The following is a 19,357-nucleotide window of genomic DNA, read 5'->3' as shown; positions in this document are numbered from 1 at the left end:
GGGCGACCGATGCCTGAGGGCACAAGGTAACCAATCTGTGGGCGAAAGGTCACCGGTGGCGCACGATCGCCGCGCCGCAGCGAGGGTGAGGGTCAGCCGCCGTCGGGGGCTTGCAACACCACGGCGGTGTGGGCGTCCACGGTCAGAATGCCTCCCCCGGGCACCTCCTCCGCGGGCGTCTCCTCTTCGGGTCCGGTGAACACCACGAGTTGCCAAGCGGCACCGAATTCCTTTGGTGGCAAGGTGAATTCGATCGGCTCGTAGTGAGCGTTGAAGCACAGCAGGAACGAGTCGTCGAGCACCCGCTGCCCGCGGGCGTCGCGGTCGGGAATGCCGTGCCCGTTGAGGAACACCGCGACGGACTTCGCGAACCCCGCGCCCCAGTCCTCCTCGGTCATCTCGGTGCCCTCCGGGGTGAACCAGGCGATGTCGGGCAGCCCGTCCTGGCCGCGGCGGCCCAGTGGCTTGCCGGAAAAGAATCGGCGCCTGCGGAAGACCGGATGGTTGGCGCGCAGCGCCGACACCATCCGGGTGAACTCCAGCAGGCCGTGATCCGCACCCGCCCAGTCGATCCAGGTGAGCTCGTTGTCCTGGCAATAGCCGTTGTTGTTGCCGTTCTGCGTGCGGCCCAGCTCGTCGCCGTGGCAGATCATCGGCACACCCTGCGACAGCAGCAACGTGGTCAGGAAATTGCGCTGCTGGCGGGCACGCAACGAGTTGACGTCCGGGTCATCGGTCGGCCCCTCCGCACCGCAGTTCCACGACCGGTTGTGGCTCTCGCCGTCGTTGTTGTCCTCGCCGTTGGCCTCGTTGTGTTTCTCGTTGTAGGACACCAGGTCACGCAGCGTGAACCCGTCGTGGGCGATGACGAAGTTGATCGAGGCCACCGGCCGGCGCGCGGTGTGCTCGTAGAGGTCGGCGGACCCGGTCAACCGGTAGGCGAACTCGTCGAGTGTCGACGGCTCGCCGCGCCAGAAGTCGCGGACGGCATCGCGGTACTTGCCGTTCCATTCCGTCCATTGCGGCGGGAAGTTGCCGACCTGGTAGCCACCCGGCCCGACGTCCCACGGTTCGGCGATCAGCTTGACCTGGCTCACCGTCGGATCCTGTTGCACGAGTTCGAAAAACGCCGCCAGGCGGTCCACGTCGTAGAACTCGCGGGCCAGCGTCGCGGCCAGGTCGAACCGGAAGCCGTCGACGTGCATCTCGGTCACCCAGTAGCGCAGCGAGTCCATGATCAGCTGCAACGCGTGCGGATGCCCGACGTTGAGGCTGTTGCCCGTGCCGGTGTAGTCCATGTAGTAGCGCTTGTCGTCGTCGACCAGCCGGTAGTAGGCGGCGTTGTCGATACCCCGCATCGACAGCGTCGGGCCCATGTGATTGCCCTCGGCCGTGTGGTTGTAGACGACGTCGAGGATGACCTCGATGCCGGCTTCATGCAGTGCCCGCACCATCGCCTTGAACTCCTGCACCTGCCCGCCCGGGGACGTGGCGCTGGAGTACTTGAAGTCGGGCGCGAAGAAGCCGATCGTGTTGTAACCCCAGTAATTCGAGAGGCCCTTGTCCACCAGGGTGGAGTCATTGGCGAAGTGGTGCACCGGCATCAGCTCGACGGCGGTGACGCCCAGGCTCTTGAGGTGGTCGATGATCACCGGGTGCGCCACGGCGGCATACGTGCCGCGCAGCTGTTCGGGGATGTCCGGGTGGGTCTGCGTCAGCCCCTTGACGTGCGTCTCGTAGATGACCGTGTCGGCGTACTGATGGTCCGGCGGCCGATCATTGCCCCAGTCGAAGTACGGGTTGATCACCACCGACTTGGGCATGAAGGCGGCGGAATCGTCGTCGTTGCGGCTGTCGGGGTCGCCGAAGTTGTAGCTGAACAGGGCCTGGTCCCACTCGAAGGAGCCGTCGATGGCCTTCGAATAGGGGTCGACCAGCAGCTTGTTCGGGTTGCACCGCAGACCGTTCTGCGGGTCGTACGGGCCGTGGACCCGGTAGCCGTAGCGTTGGCCGGGTTCGATGTTCGGGATGTAGGCATGCCAGACGAACCCGTCGACCTCCGGCAGGGTGACCCGGCTCTCGGTGCCGTCGGCGTCGAACAGGCACAGCTCCACCCGCTCGGCCACCTCGCTGAACACGGCGAAGTTGGTGCCCGCGCCGTCGTAGGTCGCGCCCAGGGGGTAGGCGCGGCCGGGCCACACTTCTCCGGTGGGTGTGGGGGCGGGCGTCTCTGCGGAGGTCATGGCGCAATCAATACCCTGCCGGGACCACCCCCAAACGGCCGCACGGAAGGCCTTGCGTCACAGCGGGTTACGGCTTGAGGATTACCTTCACCGCTCCGTCCTGCTTTTTCTGAAAGATCTCGTAGGCGTGCGGCGCCCGGTCGAGGCGGAGCTCGTGTGAGGCGAAGGTGTCGACGCCCAGGGGGTCGTCGTCGGTGAGCAGCGGCATGATGTCGTCCACCCACCTCTTCACGTTCGCCTGGCCCATCCGCAGCGTCACCTGCTTGTCGAACAGGGTGAGCATCGGCAGCGGGTCCGCCATCCCGCCGTACACGCCGATCAGGGAGATCGTTCCGCCGCGCCGCACGATGTCGATGGCGGAGTACAAGGCGCTGAGCCGGTCCACGCCGGCCGTCTGCATGAGCCGCTTGGCAACGAAGTCCGGCAGCAATCCGGTGGCCTGCTGCATCAGCTGGGCGGCCGGGGAACCGTGGGCCTCCATGCCGACCGCGTCGATCACCGAGTCGGCGCCGCGCCCGTCGGTGAGGTCGCGGATCGCATCCCCGAGCGGGGAGTCGAGGTGCGCCAGGTCGACGGTGTGGATGCCGCGTTGCGCGACGCGCGCCAGGCGCTCCGGCACCAGGTCGACGGCGATCACCCGGTAGCCGAGGTGATCGGCGATGCGTGCGGCCATGTCCCCGATGGGACCCAGGCCGAGCACCGCCACCGTGCCGCCGTCGGGTATGTCGGCGTACGCGACCGCCTGCCAGGCCGTCGGCAACACATCGGAAAGATAGACGAACCGCGAATCAGGCGGTCCCACAGGGACTTTGATGTGGGTGAACTGCGCCTGAGGCACGCGCAACAGTTCGGCTTGGCCGCCGGGGATTTCGCCGTAGAGCTCCGAGTAGCCGAAGAGCGCGGCTCCCATGCCCTGCTGGCGCACCTGGGTGGTCTCGCACTGGGTGTAGAGCCGCTGGTCGCACATATAGCAACTGCCACAAGAGATTTGGAAGGGGATGACGACCCGGTCCCCGACCCGCAGGTCGCCCGTTTCGCCGCCGACTTCACGCACGATCCCCATCGGCTCGTGCCCCAGGATGTCCCCGGGCTTCATGAACGCCCCGAGAATCTCGTAGAGATGCAGATCGGATCCGCAGATGTTGGTCGACGTGACTTCGACGATGGCGTCGGTGGCCTTCTCGATCTTCGGGTCGGGCACCGACTCCACTCGGACGTCGCGCTTGCCGTGCCAGGTGACAGCCTTCATGTGCACAGCACATACCCGCCTGGCGCCCGCCGAAACTCCCGCCTGGCCGGCGCCGTCAACCGTGTCGGCACTTGAGCGGATGCTCGCTGTCGATCAGTGATTTCGCGACGTCGATGAGCCTGGAGGGCATCCCGATGCCGAAGACCGGATGAGCGCTCGTCAGCCTTCGGCCGACCGCTGGGCCATCGCGTAGCCGAGCTGCAGGAAGTCGGCACCGGCCAGCACGGTGAACACACCGGCGATCAGGCGGGTGAATCGCGGCGCGAACACCAGACCGATGGCGAAGCCGGTCGCCACCCACATGTCCAGGCAGAACGGACAGGTCAACAGCTCCCCCAGGCTGTGCCGCAGTTGGCTGTCGTTGCGGACTTCCTCTTTGACCTCCGCCGGGCCGCCGGTGCCCGCATAGCGCGTGAACGGCGCGCGCAGCGGGCTCGTCACCGCGTCCTTGGCCAGCGTCCGCGACAGCTTGTGGGTGCCCAGGGTGACCGTGATCAGGTCCTGGATTCGCCACCGCTCCGGGAGTGTGCGCCCGCTGAGCAGCGCGACCACGGTCGCGACAACCACCACGACGGAGTAGATGACCAGCACCGCCACGTAGCCGCCCAGCGGCCGGGGCGCCTCACCGCGGTAGGCGTCCGCCTCGCGCCGTGCGCCGTCGAGCACCTGGGCCTTGGCTTCCGCCACCTCTGCCATCGCATCTCCTCCAATCAAGGGCACAGCACGCTGGGTACCCGATGTCGGTGAGCGCAATCGGCGAGCGCAGGTGGCGGTCAGGCCTCTTGGTCGCCGGGCCGGGTGGCGGCGGTGAACTTCGCGGATCTCGCGGCCTTCCGCAGAGAATGGTTGGTGGACCGTAGGTCGGTGTTGGCCGCCGAGAGCGACGCGTTGTGATCCTCGAGGTCGAGGATGCGGGCGACGCCGGCGAGGTTGACGCCGGCGTCGACGAGCTCGCTGATGCGCCTGAGCCGGGCCAGGTCGTGGGCGCTGTATCGCCTCGTGCCGCCATCGCTGCGCGCCGGCGTGACCAGGCCATGGCGTTCGTAAAGGCGCAACGATTGCACGGCGATGCCCGAAAGCTCGGCGGCCACCGAGATGCCGTACACGCCGTGATCGGGCGCCGGGGCACCCGAATCGCCGGTTTGGTCGGTCATCACGCGTCTCCTCGAAGCTGACGGCTCAGAAAATCTATTTATCACAGTTGCGCCATTGTGTCGACAGTGCTATACAAAATCTATGTCATTAGACATAGGTAATTACCAGACCACAGCCTAGATTGGAGTGAGAGGTGACCACCATGCTGATGCGGAGCGACCCCTTCCGTGACCTCGACCGCTTTGCCCACCAGGTGTTCGGCACGGCCGCCCGCCCGGCGGTGATGCCGATGGACGCCTGGCGCGAGGGCGAAGTTTTCTTCGTCGAGTTCGATCTGCCGGGCATCGACGTCAACTCGCTCGACATCGACATCGAGCGAAACGTGGTGACCGTGCGCGCCGAGCGGCCCGGGCTCGACCCCAACCGCGAGATGCTGGCCACCGAACGGCCACGCGGGGTGTTCAGCCGGCAATTGGTGCTCGGCGACAACCTCGACACCGACAAGATCGAGGCGTCCTACCGCGAAGGCGTTCTGCGACTGCGTATTCCGGTGGCCGAAAAGGCCAAGCCGCGCAAGATCACCATCGAGCGCGGTGACGCGCAGACCGTCATCGACCAGAACGCCTCGCAGCGCGAGGTCATCAACGCCTGATCGCCGGCCGGGCAGGGCGGCGGCGCGGGCCCGTGCCAACCACACGGTGCCGCCGCCCGGCTCCCGGGCAGCAGGTTCGACGGGGTGCGAGATGAAGTGGGAACTCGACGGGCAGACGGCTGACGTCGAACGGGCGTTGGCCGGCGGCGCCGCGCAGCCGGCCGGCTGGTTTCGCTTCTACTTCACCGACCAGCGCTGGGAGTGGTCGGAGCAGGTGCAACGGATGCACGGGTATGAGCCCGGCAGCGTCACGCCGACCACCGAGCTGGTGCTCTCGCACAAGCATCCCGACGACCGCGGGCTGGTCGCCGCCACCATCGATCAGATCGTGAACACCCGACAGGCGTTCAGCACTCGCCATCGGATCGTCGACACCGCCGGGAACGTGCGCCACGTCGTCGTGGTGAGCGACCGGCTCTTCGACGACGACGGCGACGTGGTCGGAACGCATGGGTTCTATATCGACGTCACCCGAGCCCCGGGGCAGGCGAACGAGGAGATCGTCAGCGCCAAGCTGGCCGAGATCAGCGAGAACCGGGCGGGCATCGAACAGGCCAAGGGCATGCTGATGCTGGTCTACGGCATCAGCGCCGGCGCGGCCTTCGAGTTACTCAAATGGCTTTCCCAGGAAGCGAATATCAAACTACGACCGCTCGCCGAGCAGATCGCCGAGGATTTCCGCGGTGCCCGTTTGCATCTGGGCGCACGACCGGAGTTCGATCATTTACTGCTGACCGCCCATCAGCGCGTCGCCCAAGCCGACATGTCATGACGACTTGCGGCGCCGGGCGCGGGCGGCCGCCACGAGCTGCGCGATGCCGTCCCCGATACCGGAGGCGAGCGTGTCGATGTCGGGCGCGGTGTCGTAGTCGGCGGTGATGCCGAAGACGAAGGTGTCGGCGTAGCTGAGCATCGCGACGCCGGTGCGCACCTGAAGGGCGATCGGCGGGATCGGCAGCAGCTCCAGCACCCGGCGGCCCATCAGCCGCTGCCGGCTGCGTGGGCCGGGGACGTTGGTCGCCAAGGCCACCACCGCGCGCTGGGGCAACCGGGAGAGCAAGCGAATCGCCCACGCGGACAGCGCGAACGGGGTGCGCTGGGCCGCCACGACCATGGCGCTGCCGCCCTCGCTCTGGCTGCTCGCCTTGGCGTGGGCGAGCCGGTCGTGCACGCGCTTCAGCTGCTCCACGGGGTCCGCCTCCTCGACCGGCAGCAACGGCAGCATCGCCGAGACCCGGTTGCCGGCGACGTTGAAGTGGTCGACCGCGCGGACCGAGACGGGTACCAGCGTGCGCAGTGAATCCGGGCCGGGCTGTTCCCCGCGCGCCAGCAAGACCTCGCGATAGCTGTGGGTAATCGCAGCCAGCGCAACGTCGTTCAGCGTGACACCGAACGTCCGGGCGACTTTGTGCATGTCGGCCAACCGGGCCCGGGCCGCGCTGTACCGCCGCATCGTGGTGACCGGCCCGTTCAGCGACGATTCGGGGGCGGGGTGCAGCAGGCCGGCGGCCAGCTCGGCCGCGCCGATCGCCGCGCGTTCGGCGGCGGCCACGGCGCCGAGCGCGCTTCGACCGATTCCGCTCACCCAGCTCAACGGGTTGAGGTTGATCTTGGGCAGACCCGCGCCCGCGGGTTTCTTGGCGGCGCCGACGTCGGCGGCGAAGGTGTCGCCGTCACCGTCGTCGCTGAACTTCGCCAAGAGCTGGGTCGTCGCGATGCCGTCGGCGATGCAGTGGTGGATCTTGGTCAGCACCGCCCACCGGTCTTTGCTGAGGCCCTCGATGATCCAGCATTCCCACAGCGGGCGCTCCCGGTCCAGCCGGTGCTCCATCAGCGCGGCGATCATCTCGAACAGCTCCGCGTCGCCGCCGGGGTGCGGCAGCGCCACGCGGTGCAGGTGGCGTCCGACGTCGAAGTGCGGGTCGTCCACCCATTCCGGCGGCCGCAGGTCGAGCGGATGTGTCCGCAGGACCTGCTTGCAGCGCGGGATCGTCTCAACCCGTTCGGCGAACGAAGCGGCGAACTCCTCGTATGTCGGGGCCGGCCCCTCGAGGATCGACACACCGCCGACCGCGAGGCTCACGTGCGGGTCGGAGTCCTCCACCTCCAGGAAGCCGGCATCGAGCGCGGTCAATTGCTCCATGGTGCTACTTTCCGCGCCGCTATGCCCTGTTGGCAGGGCCGTAAGTCCTCAGGTACTGAGGCCAAACGGCGGCTGTGGCGGCGCGCCCCCGGCCATATCGTGAGGGGGGTGACGGGAGAGCAATTCACCGGCGAGGCAGATGCTTTCGCCGCCGGGCCCCGCACCGACCTGACCGCACTGCCCGACCTCCTGCACGGGCGGTCGCGCACCGGACCGGCCCGCGAACGCCGGCCGATTTACGTCGACCTGCTGCCGCCGTGCAACGCCGGATGCCCCGCCGGCGAGAACATCCAGGCGTGGCTCGCTCACGCCCGGGCCGGCCGCATCGAAGCGGCCTGGCGGCAGTTGACCGCCGACAACCCCTTCGCCGCGATCCACGGCCGCGTCTGCTACCACCCCTGCGAATCCGTCTGCAACCGGGCGCACCTGGACTCCTCGGTGTCGATCCACGCGGTGGAGCGGTTCCTCGGCGACACCGCCCGGGCGCAAGGATGGCTGTTCGACCCGCCCCCGCAGCCGACCGGCAAGCGGGTGCTGGTGGTCGGCGCCGGCCCCAGCGGGCTGTCGGCCGCCTATCACCTCACGCGGCTCGGCCACCGGGTGGAGGTCCGTGACACCGCCGCGCAGCCGGGCGGAATGATGCGCTACGGCATCCCGAAATACCGGCTGCCCCGCGACGTGCTGGACGCCGAGATCGACCGCATCGCCGCGCTGGGCGTGGAGTTCACGTGCGGGCACCGGGTCGAGGACCTGGCCGCCGAACGCGAATCCGGGGGCTTCGACGCGGTGTTCGTCGCCGTCGGCGCCCACCTCGCCAAACGCGTGGACATCCCGGCCGCCGACGCCGGGGCGATGCTGGACGCGGTCTCGTTCCTGCGCGCCGTCGCCGCCGGCGAAACACCCGAACTCGGCCGCCGCGTCGCCGTCTACGGCGGCGGCGACACCGCGGTGGACGCCGCGCGCGTGGCGCGCCGGCTGGGCGCCGAGGACGCCGTCATCATCTACCGCCGCACGGCGGCCCAGATGCCCGCGCACTCCCACGAGGTGGCCGAGGCCGAGCGCGAGGGCGTGCGGATCCACTGGCTGCGCACGATCACCGCCTTCGACGGCCCCGAGCTTCAGGTGGAGCTCATGCGGCTCGACGATTCCGGGCGCCCGGTGCCTACCGGGCAGTTCGAGACGCTCGCGGCCGACACCGTGATCATGGCGCTGGGGCAGGAAACCGAGTCGGCGTTCATGCGCAGCCTGCCCGGCGTGGAGTTCGACGACGACGGCTCGGTGCGGGTGTCGTCGTCGCTGATGACCGGATGCCCGGGGGTGTTCGCCGGCGGCGACATGGTGCCCTGCGAGCGCACCGTGACGGTCGCCGTCGGGCACGGCAAGAAGGCGGCCCGCCACATCGACGCGTGGCTGCGCGGCGCCGACGGGGAACGCGCGCCCAAGCATCCGACCGCGGAGTTCGACCGGCTGCACCTGTGGTACTTCGGCGACGCCTCCCGGCGCGCCGAGCCCGAACTTCCTGCCGCGCAACGCATCAGCGGATTCGACGAGGTCGTCGGCGGCCTGTCGGCGCAGGCCGCGACGTTCGAGGCCGGCCGGTGCCTGTCGTGCGGCAACTGCTTCGAGTGCGACGGCTGCCTGGGCGCCTGCCCGGAGGACGCGGTGATCAAGCTGGGGCCCGGTCACCGCTACCGCTTCGACTACGACCGCTGCACCGGTTGCGCCACCTGCTACGAGCAGTGCCCGGTGCACGCCATCGAAATGGTCCCGGAGCCGCGATGACGCGCGCCACGATCGACGGCAACGAGGCGGCGGCGTCGGTGGCCTACCGCCTCAACGAGGTGTGCTGCATCTACCCGATCACCCCGTCCTCGCCAATGGCGGAGCTGGCCGACGACTGGTCAAGCCGGCGCCGGCCCAACGTCTGGGGCACGGTGCCCACGGTGGTGGAGATGCAGAGCGAGGGCGGGGCCGCCGGAGCGCTGCACGGCGCCCTGCAGGGCGGCGCGCTGGCCACGACGTTCACCTCGTCGCAGGGCCTGTTGCTGATGATCCCGAACATGTACAAGATCGCCGGCGAGCTGACCTCGGCGGTGATCCACGTCGCGGCTAGATCGATTGCCGCACAGGGACTTTCGATTTTCGGTGACCACCAGGACGTGATGGCCGTGCGCCAGACGGGGTTCGCGCTGCTCTCGTCGGCCTCGGTGCAGGAGGCCCACGACCTGGCCCTGGTCGCGCAGGCGGCCGCGCTGCGCACCCGAATCCCGTTCTTGCACTTCTTCGATGGCTTCCGCACCTCGCACGAGCTGAACACCATCGAGCTGCTCGACGACGACGACCTGCGGGCCCTGGTTCCCGAGGAGCTGGTGCTGGCCCACCGCGGGCGCGCCCTGTCCCCGGAGCGGCCGTTCATCCGCGGGACCGCCCAGAACCCCGACACGTATTTCCAGGCCCGCGAGACCGTCAACCCGTTCTACGCGCGGGTGCCCGAGGTGGTCGAGGACCTGATGGCCGAGCTGGGCCGCCGCACCGGGCGGCCGATGCACATCGTCGAGTACACCGGTCACCCGCAGGCCGACCGGGTGGTCGTGCTGATGGGATCGGGCGCCGAGACCGCCGCCGCGACGGTGGCGGCCCTGGTCGCGCGCGGCGAGCGGGTCGGGGTGCTGCGGCTGCGGCTGTACCGGCCGTTCCCGGTGCGGGCGCTGCTGGCCGCCCTGCCCCCGACCGTGCGCGCGGTCGGCGTGCTCGACCGCACCAAGGAACCCGGGTCGCACGGCGAGCCGCTGTATCTCGACGTCGTCGCCGCCCTCGCCGAGGCGTACTCGAGCGGCGAACGGTCGGCGCTGCCGACGGTGTGCGGCGGGCGCTACGGGCTGTCGTCGAAGGAATTCACCCCGGCCATGGTCGCCGGCGTGTTCGACGAACTGGCCCGCGACCGGCCCCGGGCCCGCTTCACCGTGGGCATCGACGACGACGTCAGTCAGACGAGCATCGACTACGACCCGGCCTTCGACATCGAGCCGACCGACACGGTGCGCGCGGTGTTCTTCGGCATCGGCTCGGACGGCACCGTCGGCGCCAACAAGAACACGATCAAGATCCTCGGCGGCGAGGAGGACCTCTACGCCCAGGGCTACTTCGTCTACGACTCGAAAAAATCCGGCTCGCAGACCGTTTCGCACCTGCGGTTCGGGCCCGAACCGATCCGCGCGCCCTACCTGGTGCAGCGGGCCTCCTTCGTCGGCTGCCACCACGAACGGTTCCTGCACACGCTCGACGTGCTGGGCCGCGCCGCCGAGGGCGCCGCGCTGTTGCTCAACACCAGGCGCCCGCCCGAGAAGGTGTGGGACACCCTGCCGGGCAGCGTGCAGCGCCAGATCCTCGACAGGCGCATCCGGCTCTACGTCGTCGACGCCAGCGGCATCGCCCGCGAGGTGGGGCTCGCCGGGCGGATCAACATCGTCCTGCAAACCTGTTTCTTCGCCATCTCCGGTGTGCTGCCCCTCGAACAGGCGCTCGCCCGGATCAAGGAGCGCGCGGCCAAGACGTACGCCGGGCAGGGCGCCGACGTGGTGGCCCGCGAGGCCGAGGCCGTCGACCGCGCCCTGCAACGGCTGCACCAGGTCGACGTCCCGGACACCGCGACGTCCGCCGTCGCGCTCGAACCGCCGGTCGGACCCGACGCCCCCGAATTCGTGCGGGCGGTGACCGGCGAGATGATCGCCGGCCGCGGCGATGCGCTGCCCGTCAGCGCCCTGCCGATCGACGGCACCTACCCCAGCGGCACCGCCGCCTACGAGAAGCGCAACATCTCCGACCTCGTCGCCGTCTGGGACCCCGACACCTGCATCCAGTGCGGCAACTGCTCGTTCGTGTGCCCGCACAGCGTCATTCGCACCAAGTTCTACGACCAGGAACACCTCGGCGACGCCCCCGCGACGTTCCCCTCGGCGCCGCTCGACGCGGTCGGCCTACCCGACACCCGCTACACCCTGCAGGTCTACGTCGAGGACTGCACCGGATGCGACCTGTGCGTCCAGGCCTGCCCGGCCGTGGTGCCCGGCACGCCGGTGACCAAGGCGATCAACCTGGCGCCGCGCGAACCGCTGGTCGCCCACGAACGCGAGAACATCGCGTTCTTCGAGACACTGCCGGTGGCCGACCGCTCGAGGGTCGACTTCGGGACCGTCCGCGGCACGCAGTTCCTGCAGCCCTTGTTCGAATTCCCCGGCGCGTGCGCCGGTTGCGGGGAAACGCCTTACCTCAAACTGCTCTCGCAGCTCTTCGGCGACCGGTTGGTGATCGCCAACGCCACCGGCTGCTCGTCGATCTACGGCGGCAACCTGCCGACCACGCCCTGGACGGCCAACGCCGAGGGCCGCGGGCCCGCCTGGTCGAACTCGTTGTTCGAAGACAACGCCGAATTCGGGCTCGGGCTGCGACTGGCCGCCGATACCCATCTCCGCCAGGCCCGCCAGCGGCTGACCGAACTGCGCGACGCGCTGGGCTCGGACCTTGTCGACGCCGCCCTGGCCGCCCCGCAGCGCCGCGAATCCGAGCTGGACGAGCAGCGCCGCCGCGTCGCCGAGCTGCGCGGCCGGCTCGACCGGCTGAACCCGGCGGTCGGCGACGAAATGCGAAGCATCATCGAGCATTTGGTGCGCCGCAGCGTGTGGATCGTAGGCGGCGACGGCTGGGCCTACGACATAGACTCCGGCGGCCTGGACCACGTGCTGGCCAGCGGCCACAACGTCAACGTGCTGGTGCTCGACACCGAGGTGTACTCCAACACCGGCGGGCAGATGTCGAAGAGCACGCCGCTGGGCGCAGTGGCCAAGTTCGCCGCCGGCGGCAAGACGGTGCCACGCAAAGACCTTGCGTTGCAGGCGATGTCGTACGGCAACGTCTATGTGGCGCGGGTCGCCTTCGGCGCCGACCCGCAGCAGACCTTGCTGGCGTTCCGCGAGGCGGAAGCCTACGACGGGCCGTCGCTGATCATCGCCTACAGCCACTGCATCGCGCACGGCTTCGACATGCGCAACGGCCTGGATCAGCAACACCGCGCCGTCGCCAGCGGGCACTGGCCGCTGATCCGCTACGACCCGGTGCTGCGCGCCACCGGAAACCCGCCGTTCCTGCTGGACTCGCACCGGCCCCGCCTGGCCCTGGCCGACTACCGCAACCGCGAGCTGCGCTACCGGAGCCTGTTCAACACCGACCCCGATGAGGCCGAACGCCTCGCGGCGCTGGCGCAGGAGTCGATCGACCAGCGCTGGAACGTCTACGAGGAGATGGCCTCCCGCGCCCCGCACCACTTCCCGTCCGACCCCCGGAGGGAGGGCTGATGGACCTGACCACCCACTACCTGGGCCTGAGGCTGCGCAACCCCCTGCTGGCATCGGCATCCCCGCTGAGCAGCACGGTCGACGGGGTGCGCCGGCTCGCCGACGCGGGCGTCGGGGCGGTGGTGCTGTACTCCCTGTTCGAGGAGCAACTGCGCCGGGAGGCGGCGCACAACGAGGCAATGGCGTTGCAGGGCAGCGAAAGCTACGCCGAGTCGCTCAGCTACTTTCCCGCCACCGTCCAGGCATCGGATAACGGCAGCGGCGCCCAGCGCTACCTGCGCCTGCTCGAGCGCGCGGTCGCCGCGGTCGACGTCCCCGTGATCGGCAGCCTCAACGCGGCCACGCCCGGCAACTGGGCGCACTACGCCCGCAGCATGCAGGACGCCGGCGCGGCGGCGATCGAGCTGAACATCTACTACCTGCCCGGCGACGCCGGCGTGGACGGCCGCGCGGTGGAGCAGCGCCACCTCGACGTGCTGGCCGAGGTCAAGGGCGCGGCCTACATCCCGGTCGCCGTCAAACTCAGCCCCTACTTCAGCGCGACCGCCGACATGGCGCACCGGCTGGACACGGCGGGCGCCGACGGCCTGGTCCTGTTCAACCGATTCCTGCAGCCCGACATCGATCCCGAGACGCTCGGCGCCGTGCGCACCGTCTCGCTGTCCGGCCCGGCGGACACCCGCCTACCGCTGACGTGGATAACGTTGCTCCACAGGCAGATACAGGCCTGCCTGGCCGCCAGCACCGGAGTCGAGACGGCCCGCGACGTGGCCAAGTACCTGCTGGCCGGGGCCGACGTCGTCCAGTCGGCGTCGGCGCTGCTGCGCCACGGTCCCGAGTACGCGGCCGTGCTGCTGCGGGACCTGGCCGACTGGATGGACCGCAAGGGTTTCCAGCGCCTCGACGAGGTGCGGGGGCTCCTGGCGGCGCCCGGCGGCGAGGAGCCTGGATCGTTGGCCGCCCGGGAACGCGCGGACTACGTCTGGGCCATGCGAAAAGCGAACAGCGGTATCTACGAAGCGTATTGATCCAACCCACCGGAGGAAGAACATCATGAGCGATTTCACCTACATCCGCTTCTTCGAGGAGATCGGCATCTCCGACGTCCCGCTGGTCGGCGGGAAGAACGCCTCGCTGGGCGAGATGTTCCAGAAGCTGACCGGGCAGGGCGTGCGCGTCCCGCACGGGTTCGCGATCACCGCCGAGGCCTACCGGCACGTGCTGGACAGCGCGGGCGCCTGGGACGCGCTGCACGCCGCGCTCGACGACCTCGACCCCGACGACGTCACCGCGCTGGCGCGCAGGGGCAAGCAGGCCCGCGAAATCGTCTACGGCGCAGGGCTTCCCCCGGAGCTCGCCGCCGAGATCACGGCTGCCTACCGCCAGCTGCAGGAGGAATACGGGGAAGACGTCAGCCTGGCCGTGCGCAGCTCGGCGACCGCCGAGGACCTGCCGACGGCCAGCTTCGCCGGCCAGCAGGAGACCTTCCTCAACATCAAGGGCACGGAGAGCCTGCTGGACGCCTGCCGCCGGTGTTTCGCCAGCCTGTTCACCGACCGCGCCATCCACTACCGGGTCGACCAGGGCTTCGACCACTTCAAGGTGTCGCTGTCGATCGGCATCATGAAGATGGTGCGCTCCGACCTCGCCTCGTCAGGGGTGATGTTCACCCTGGACACCGAATCCGGCTTCCACGACGTCGTATTCATCACCGGCGCCTACGGGCTCGGCGAGAACGTGGTCCAGGGAGCCGTCGACCCCGACGAGTTCTACGTCCACAAGCCGACCTATCAGGCCGGCCACCGGGCGGTGCTGCGCCGGCTGATCGGCGACAAGGCGGTCAAGATGATCTTCGTCGAGGGCGAGACGAAGAACACCGTCCGCAACATCCCCACCCCGAAGGCCGACCGGGCCCGGTTCTGCGTCACCGACGACGACGTCCTCGAGCTGGCCGGCTACGCCTGCGCCATCGAGGGCCACTACGGGCGGCCGATGGACATCGAATGGGCCAAGGACGGTCTCGACGGACGGCTCTACATCGTCCAGGCGCGCCCCGAGACCGCGGCCTCCCAGCGCAGCCTGACGGTCGTCGAAAGCTACGTGCTCGAGGGCAAGGGCGCCGAAGGCAAGGAGGTGCTCGCCGAGGGCCGCTCGGTCGGCGAGAAGGTCGCCACGGGCATCGCCAGGCGGATGGACAACCTCGGGAAGCTGTCGGAGTTCCGGCCCGGCGACGTACTGGTCGCCGACATCACCACGCCCGACTGGGAACCCGTCATGAAGATCGCGGCGGCCATCGTCACCAACCGCGGCGGGCGCACCTGCCACGCGGCGATCATCGCCCGCGAGCTCGGTATCCCCGCAGTCGTCGGCGCGGGTGACGCCACCACGAGCGTGCCCGACGGCGAGGTCGTCACGGTGTCGTGCGTGGAGGGCGACACGGGGCGGGTGTACCGCGGCGAGTTGGGCTTTCGCGTCGATCGCACCGAGGTGTCCGACCAGGAGCGCCCGCACACCGAGATCATGGTCAACCTCGGCAACCCGGATCTGGCGTTCAAGACGTCGTTCCTGCCGAACGACGGCGTGGGGCTGGCCAGGATGGAGTTCATCATCAACGAGTACATCCGGGTGCACCCGCTGGCCCTGCTCCACCCCGACCGGGTGGAGGACCCCGAGGCCCGGCGGACCATCGAAACGCTGACGTACGCCTATTCCGACGGCGCCGAATTCTTCGTGGAGCGCCTGTCGGAAGGGATCGGCACCATCGCCGCCGCCTTCTGGCCCAAGCCCGTCGTCGTGCGGATGTCGGACTTCAAGACCAACGAGTACGCCAGCCTGGTCGGCGGCAGCGGCTTCGAGGCGACGGAGAGCAACCCGATGATCGGCTTCCGCGGCGCCTCGCGCTACGCGCACCCGGCCTACGCCGAGGGATTCGCGCTGGAGTGCCGGGCGATGAAGCGGGTGCGCGAACAGATGGGGCTGACCAACGTCGTGCTGATGCTGCCGTTCGTGCGCCGGGTGGCCGAGGCGGACCTGGTCCTGGCGGAGATGGCCAAACACGGTCTGCGCCGCGGGGAGAACGGGCTCAAGGTGTACGCGATGTGCGAGATCCCCAACAACGTCATCCTCATCGACGAGTTCGCCAAGCGCTTCGACGGCTTCTCCATCGGGTCCAACGACCTGACCCAGCTGACCCTGGGCGTCGACCGGGACAGCGAGATCGTGGCCTTCGACTACGACGAACGCGACGACGGCGTCAAGGAGATGATCCGCCTGGCCGTGGAGGGCTGCCGCCGCAACGGGATTCACTCCGGGTTGTGCGGTCAGGCGCCGTCGGACTACCCCGACATGGCCGAGTTCCTGGTCCGCTGCGGCATCGACTCGATCAGCCTGAACCCCGACGTGGTGGTCAAGACCACCCGGCAGATCCTGGACCTCGAACAAGCGGCGCAACTGCGGTGATCGAGGGGCTGAGCGCAACCTCGCGTGGTTGAGCGCGGGGCAATCTTGCTGAAGTGAAGCGCTTCACGGCTGGTGAAGCGCTTCACCAGTAACGGGTTTTCCTCGTTACGGCCCCGTGGCCCCGGGTGGCTGGCGATAGAGGGCGGCGCCGGCGACGACGTCGGCCCCGGCCGCGACGAACAGGACCCGCGCGCCCGCCGGCAACCGCTCGGCCCGCTGCCCGAACGCGGCGGCCAGGGCGGCGGTGTGCATGCGTTCGTCGTCGGCGACGCTGATCGCCTCGACCGGCACGCCCAGCCGGGCGCCGAGCGCGGTGCGGTATCCGGGCCGGGCGGGGGCGGCGATGATCGCGTCGATGTCGGACAGCCGCACCGACTGCTCTTCCAGGCACGCCGACACCGCCCGCCCGGCCGCCGCGGCGAACCGCTCGTCCATCGCCGCCGACTCGGAGAAGCGCAGGATGTTGCGGGAATCAGCGAAACCCACCGTAGCGCTGAAGGTTTCGTCGCCGGCTTCACTCGGGTCGTTCACCCAGGAGACCCGGCTGAGGCCGTAGTCTTCGTCGGACCAGCCGCACAGCATCGCCGCGCCGACGGCCGAGAACGGGAAGTGCTCGCTCATCCCGTGGCCGGGGTCGGCGTCGCTGGCGACCACCAGCGCGCGCCGGATGGCGCGGCTGCGCATGAACCCGTCGACGATCTGCAGTGCGGTCAGCAGCCCGCAGGTGCCGTTGGCGATGTCGAAGGAGAAGGTGCCGTGGGCGCCCGCGTGCGGGTCCTCCGGGTTGGCGCCGATGTCGTCCTGGATCAGCGCGGCGAGCGCCGGCTCACCGAGGTTGCGGTCGCGGTAAATGCCGGCGTTGACGACGAGGTCGAGGTCCGAGGCATCGCATCCGGCGCGCTTCAGGCAGTCCTTGGCGGCGACGACGGCCAGGTGCAGCGCGCTGTGGCGCCCCCGTAGCCGCGGATGCGAGAGGTCGATCCGATCAATCACCGTGCCCATAGCGGCTCACCACATCCTCGTCCAGGGTCAACAAGACCACACCGATCTCCAGCCCGGAGGCCAACGCCAGCAACGCGATCCGCTCTCCGGGCTTGATCCGCCCGGCCTCGAGTTCCTCGACGAGCGCGACCGTGTGGGTCGTGGAGGCCGTGTTTCCGTAGCGGTCGACGGTGATCACCGCGTCGTGGCGGGGGCTGTCGCCGAACACCTCCGACATCCGGGCCATGCCCTTGCGGATGGCGCGCGCGGACGTCTGGTGGGTAATGACGTGGTCGATGTCGTGGATCGAAAGACCAACGGTGTCAAGCACTTCGCTCAACAGCAGCGGGGTGTCGGCGATCGCGGCCTTCTGGATGGCGCGGGAGTTGGTGAACATCCTCGCGCCCGGGTCGTCCCCCTGCGGATACGCCAGGCAGAGCCGGCTGTAGTCGGCGACCGTGGTGAAGCCCGCCAGGGCGATGCCCGCCGAACCGGCCGGGGCCCGCTCGAGCAGGAGCGCCGCGCCGGCATCGCCGAGGGTCAGGCAGGCCAGCTCCTTGCTCATGATGTTGCGGATGTGCCTGGCGGCGTTGTTGGAAAGCTGCGAGATGTACTCGCCGCTGACGACGAGCCCGCGCTCGACGACGCCCTGGCGGATCCAGTTGTTCAAAATCGTTACGCCCGTGAGCATTCCGGCGCACGCGTTGGACACGTCGAACGTCATCGCGTTCACCGCCCCGATCCCGCGCGCCACGGCGCTGCTCATGGTCGGCTCGAGCCACTGGGTCAGCCCGTCGCGGAACTTCGTGATGCTGCAGCTGATCACCACGTCCAGCGCCGCCGGATCCTGCTGCGCGGTGGCCAGGCAGTTCAGCGCCGCCGAGCTGGCCAGGGTGTAGGAATCCTCATCGCCCACCGACACCCGGCGTTCGCGGATCCCGGTCAGCCGTTCGAGGTCGATGTGGGTGCGGTGGCGGGTGGACGCCATGAGCTCGTCGGTCGTCAGGTGGGTGCCGGGCAGATGCCGGCCCGCGGCCGCCACCCGCGCGACGAAGGGGGCCTCACCGCCGTCCCCGGTTGTTTCCATCACCAGCCAGTGCCGGGTCATCGATGGCACCTCCTCGGCATCGTCTTTGGTGTAGTCCTTGGCATGTCGGTCACCCACCCATCTCGAGGACCTCGGTCACCGGACGCCGGGCGGTGGGTGTCGCGTGTGGGTCCTTGGCCGGTGACCGGCCGACCCGGATCAGCAGCTGCGGCTGGCCGGAGCCGCCGGTGACCTGCCTGATGATGTCGCGGCTCAGCGACATCTCCGTCATGTGGGTCAGCGTGCAGGTGGCCATGCCGGCCACAGTGCACTCGAGCAGAACCGCCGACAGCGCCTCGCCGCAGCGCAGCACTTCGGCCGGCGCGTCGTCGTGATGGGTGGACAGGACCACGATCTTGGAGTGGTCCGCCTCGATCGCGGCGCGGCGGCGGCCCCCGCCCGCCGGCGGGAACGCGCGGGCGATGTCGACGCGCGCGGCCTCGGAACTGGACAGCAGGGCGCTTTCGGGCACGTGGTCGCCGTTCGCCTCGAATGGCGATGTCCACCAACGTAATTCGGTCAGGTAGGAGGTATCGCTTCGGCGCAACTGCTCGGTGAGCCGCGACGCCTCGGCCAGCCTCGGCCGCTCGTCGTCGTCGACCACGTCCAGCGAGACGTCGTACGGGGTCACCGCGCGGCACAGGGCCGAATGCAGCGTCGGCCACGCGGTCGGCGCGCCCAGAGGCAACCGGTCGGTGCGGCGGCTACGGATCGCGTCGGCCCGCAGCCGGCACTGTGCCGTCACGTTCTCCACGGGCAAGAAGCCCACACTCGCCAGGTGATCCGGTCTGCCCTCGGTGGGAAAGCGTTCGGTGACGCTTTCCCAGCCCGCGGCGGCCATGGCGACCCGCAGGTGGTCGAGGACGGCGCCGCAGCTCAGGATCAACTCCCGGCCGGTGTGGTCGGTCGCGTGCATCGCGTGGCGCGGATCGGCCCACAGGTGCAGCCTCGTGCCGTCGGACACCCAGCGCCAGGGCTGGCTGTTGTGCAGCGAAGGCGCGCGACACGCGAGCGTCACCGCCTCCCGGATGACCTCCTCGGTCGGCACTTCGGCGTCCATCTCCACCATTTCGTCGATTCAGGTGAGCCAAACTGTA

The 19,357-nt window shown here is 69.3% G+C and carries 14 protein-coding genes; 6 read left to right on the top strand and 8 right to left on the bottom strand.

Translation table 11 applies throughout. The annotated features are described in order from the left end of the window. Positions 1-92: 92 nt before the first annotated feature. The 4 genes from glgX to G6N37_RS00605 form a co-directional block, all read right to left on the bottom strand. Positions 93-2,243 (bottom strand): glycogen debranching protein GlgX, encoded by a 2,151-nt coding sequence (gene glgX / locus G6N37_RS00620; protein WP_163674514.1) that lies wholly within the window; start codon positions 2,241-2,243, stop codon positions 93-95. Between the two features lie 67 nt (positions 2,244-2,310). Continuing rightward, positions 2,311-3,492 carry a zinc-dependent alcohol dehydrogenase gene (locus G6N37_RS00615; RefSeq protein ID WP_163674511.1) on the bottom strand — a complete coding sequence of 394 codons (1,182 nt, stop codon included), beginning with the start codon at positions 3,490-3,492 and terminating at the stop codon, positions 2,311-2,313. A gap of 159 nt (positions 3,493-3,651) precedes the next feature. Beyond that, positions 3,652-4,188, bottom strand: coding sequence for a DUF1360 domain-containing protein (locus G6N37_RS00610; RefSeq protein ID WP_163674507.1), 537 nt, complete (start codon positions 4,186-4,188; stop codon positions 3,652-3,654). Positions 4,189-4,265: 77 nt separating this feature from the next. Continuing rightward, positions 4,266-4,646, bottom strand: a complete 381-nt coding sequence (locus G6N37_RS00605) for a MerR family transcriptional regulator (protein WP_163674504.1) — start codon at positions 4,644-4,646, stop codon at positions 4,266-4,268. A gap of 143 nt (positions 4,647-4,789) precedes the next feature. Between G6N37_RS00605 and G6N37_RS00600 the strand changes: the two genes are divergently transcribed. Both G6N37_RS00600 and G6N37_RS00595 read left to right on the top strand, forming a co-directional pair. Next, positions 4,790-5,239 carry an Hsp20/alpha crystallin family protein gene (locus G6N37_RS00600; RefSeq protein ID WP_163674501.1) on the top strand — a complete coding sequence of 150 codons (450 nt, stop codon included), beginning with the start codon at positions 4,790-4,792 and terminating at the stop codon, positions 5,237-5,239. 91 nt (positions 5,240-5,330) lie between these two features. Beyond that, positions 5,331-6,011, top strand: a complete 681-nt coding sequence (locus G6N37_RS00595; protein WP_163674498.1) for a PAS and ANTAR domain-containing protein — start codon at positions 5,331-5,333, stop codon at positions 6,009-6,011. On the opposite strand, the gene G6N37_RS00590 is transcribed toward G6N37_RS00595, so the two are convergent. Further along, positions 6,006-7,382 carry a WS/DGAT/MGAT family O-acyltransferase gene (locus G6N37_RS00590; RefSeq protein ID WP_163674495.1) on the bottom strand — a complete coding sequence of 459 codons (1,377 nt, stop codon included), beginning with the start codon at positions 7,380-7,382 and terminating at the stop codon, positions 6,006-6,008. The genes G6N37_RS00595 and G6N37_RS00590 overlap by 6 nt on opposite strands. Positions 7,383-7,490: 108 nt before the next feature. On the opposite strand from G6N37_RS00590, the gene G6N37_RS00585 reads away from it, so the two are divergent. Genes G6N37_RS00585 through ppsA form a run of 4 tightly spaced genes read left to right on the top strand, consistent with a single transcriptional unit; the run spans position 7,491 to position 16,192 of the window. Beyond that, a complete protein-coding gene (locus G6N37_RS00585; protein WP_232075204.1) occupies positions 7,491-9,164 on the top strand; it encodes an NAD(P)-binding protein in 1,674 nt (557 codons plus the stop codon). After that, complete coding sequence (gene nifJ / locus G6N37_RS00580) at positions 9,161-12,733, top strand: pyruvate:ferredoxin (flavodoxin) oxidoreductase (RefSeq protein WP_163674489.1); 3,573 nt, start codon at positions 9,161-9,163, stop codon at positions 12,731-12,733. Before G6N37_RS00585 ends, nifJ begins: the two co-directional genes overlap by 4 nt. Next, on the top strand, positions 12,733-13,761 hold the full coding sequence (locus G6N37_RS00575; RefSeq protein WP_163674486.1) for a dihydroorotate dehydrogenase-like protein: 1,029 nt from the start codon (positions 12,733-12,735) through the stop codon (positions 13,759-13,761). The genes nifJ and G6N37_RS00575 overlap by 1 nt, the downstream gene beginning before the upstream one ends. Before the next feature lie 25 nt (positions 13,762-13,786). Then, positions 13,787-16,192, top strand: a complete 2,406-nt coding sequence (gene ppsA / locus G6N37_RS00570) for a phosphoenolpyruvate synthase (RefSeq protein WP_163674483.1) — start codon at positions 13,787-13,789, stop codon at positions 16,190-16,192. 105 nt (positions 16,193-16,297) lie between these two features. Here the strand turns inward: ppsA and G6N37_RS00565 are convergent, their stop codons facing one another. From G6N37_RS00565 to G6N37_RS00555, 3 genes are read right to left on the bottom strand one after another with little or no spacing between them, the layout of a single operon-like run. Then, positions 16,298-17,194 carry a beta-ketoacyl-[acyl-carrier-protein] synthase family protein gene (locus G6N37_RS00565; RefSeq protein ID WP_163674480.1) on the bottom strand — a complete coding sequence of 299 codons (897 nt, stop codon included), beginning with the start codon at positions 17,192-17,194 and terminating at the stop codon, positions 16,298-16,300. Further along, complete coding sequence (locus G6N37_RS00560) at positions 17,178-18,281, bottom strand: 3-oxoacyl-ACP synthase III family protein (RefSeq protein WP_163684382.1); 1,104 nt, start codon at positions 18,279-18,281, stop codon at positions 17,178-17,180. Before G6N37_RS00560 ends, G6N37_RS00565 begins: the two co-directional genes overlap by 17 nt. 49 nt (positions 18,282-18,330) lie before the next feature. Further along, positions 18,331-19,329, bottom strand: a complete 999-nt coding sequence (locus tag G6N37_RS00555) for an Acg family FMN-binding oxidoreductase (protein ID WP_163674477.1) — start codon at positions 19,327-19,329, stop codon at positions 18,331-18,333. Positions 19,330-19,357: the final 28 nt, after the last annotated feature.

The organism is Mycobacterium seoulense (assembly GCF_010731595.1).
Classification (GTDB): domain Bacteria; phylum Actinomycetota; class Actinomycetes; order Mycobacteriales; family Mycobacteriaceae; genus Mycobacterium; species Mycobacterium seoulense.
The sequence above is the reverse complement of the archived record's forward strand: the minus strand, read 5'-3'. Positions and strand labels throughout refer to the sequence as shown.

Coding starts and splice junctions, on each gene's coding strand:
- G6N37_RS00595 (WP_163674498.1), top strand. CDS start 5,331: ATGAAGTGGGAACTCGACGGGCAGACGGCTGACGTCGAACGGGCGTTG.
- G6N37_RS00605 (WP_163674504.1), bottom strand. CDS start 4,646: ATGACCGACCAAACCGGCGATTCGGGTGCCCCGGCGCCCGATCACGGC.
- G6N37_RS00590 (WP_163674495.1), bottom strand. CDS start 7,382: ATGGAGCAATTGACCGCGCTCGATGCCGGCTTCCTGGAGGTGGAGGAC.
- G6N37_RS00555 (WP_163674477.1), bottom strand. CDS start 19,329: ATGGTGGAGATGGACGCCGAAGTGCCGACCGAGGAGGTCATCCGGGAG.
- G6N37_RS00560 (WP_163684382.1), bottom strand. CDS start 18,281: ATGACCCGGCACTGGCTGGTGATGGAAACAACCGGGGACGGCGGTGAG.
- glgX (WP_163674514.1), bottom strand. CDS start 2,243: ATGACCTCCGCAGAGACGCCCGCCCCCACACCCACCGGAGAAGTGTGG.
- G6N37_RS00575 (WP_163674486.1), top strand. CDS start 12,733: ATGGACCTGACCACCCACTACCTGGGCCTGAGGCTGCGCAACCCCCTG.
- G6N37_RS00565 (WP_163674480.1), bottom strand. CDS start 17,194: ATGGGCACGGTGATTGATCGGATCGACCTCTCGCATCCGCGGCTACGG.
- ppsA (WP_163674483.1), top strand. CDS start 13,787: ATGAGCGATTTCACCTACATCCGCTTCTTCGAGGAGATCGGCATCTCC.
- G6N37_RS00615 (WP_163674511.1), bottom strand. CDS start 3,492: ATGAAGGCTGTCACCTGGCACGGCAAGCGCGACGTCCGAGTGGAGTCG.
- G6N37_RS00600 (WP_163674501.1), top strand. CDS start 4,790: ATGCTGATGCGGAGCGACCCCTTCCGTGACCTCGACCGCTTTGCCCAC.
- nifJ (WP_163674489.1), top strand. CDS start 9,161: ATGACGCGCGCCACGATCGACGGCAACGAGGCGGCGGCGTCGGTGGCC.
- G6N37_RS00610 (WP_163674507.1), bottom strand. CDS start 4,188: ATGGCAGAGGTGGCGGAAGCCAAGGCCCAGGTGCTCGACGGCGCACGG.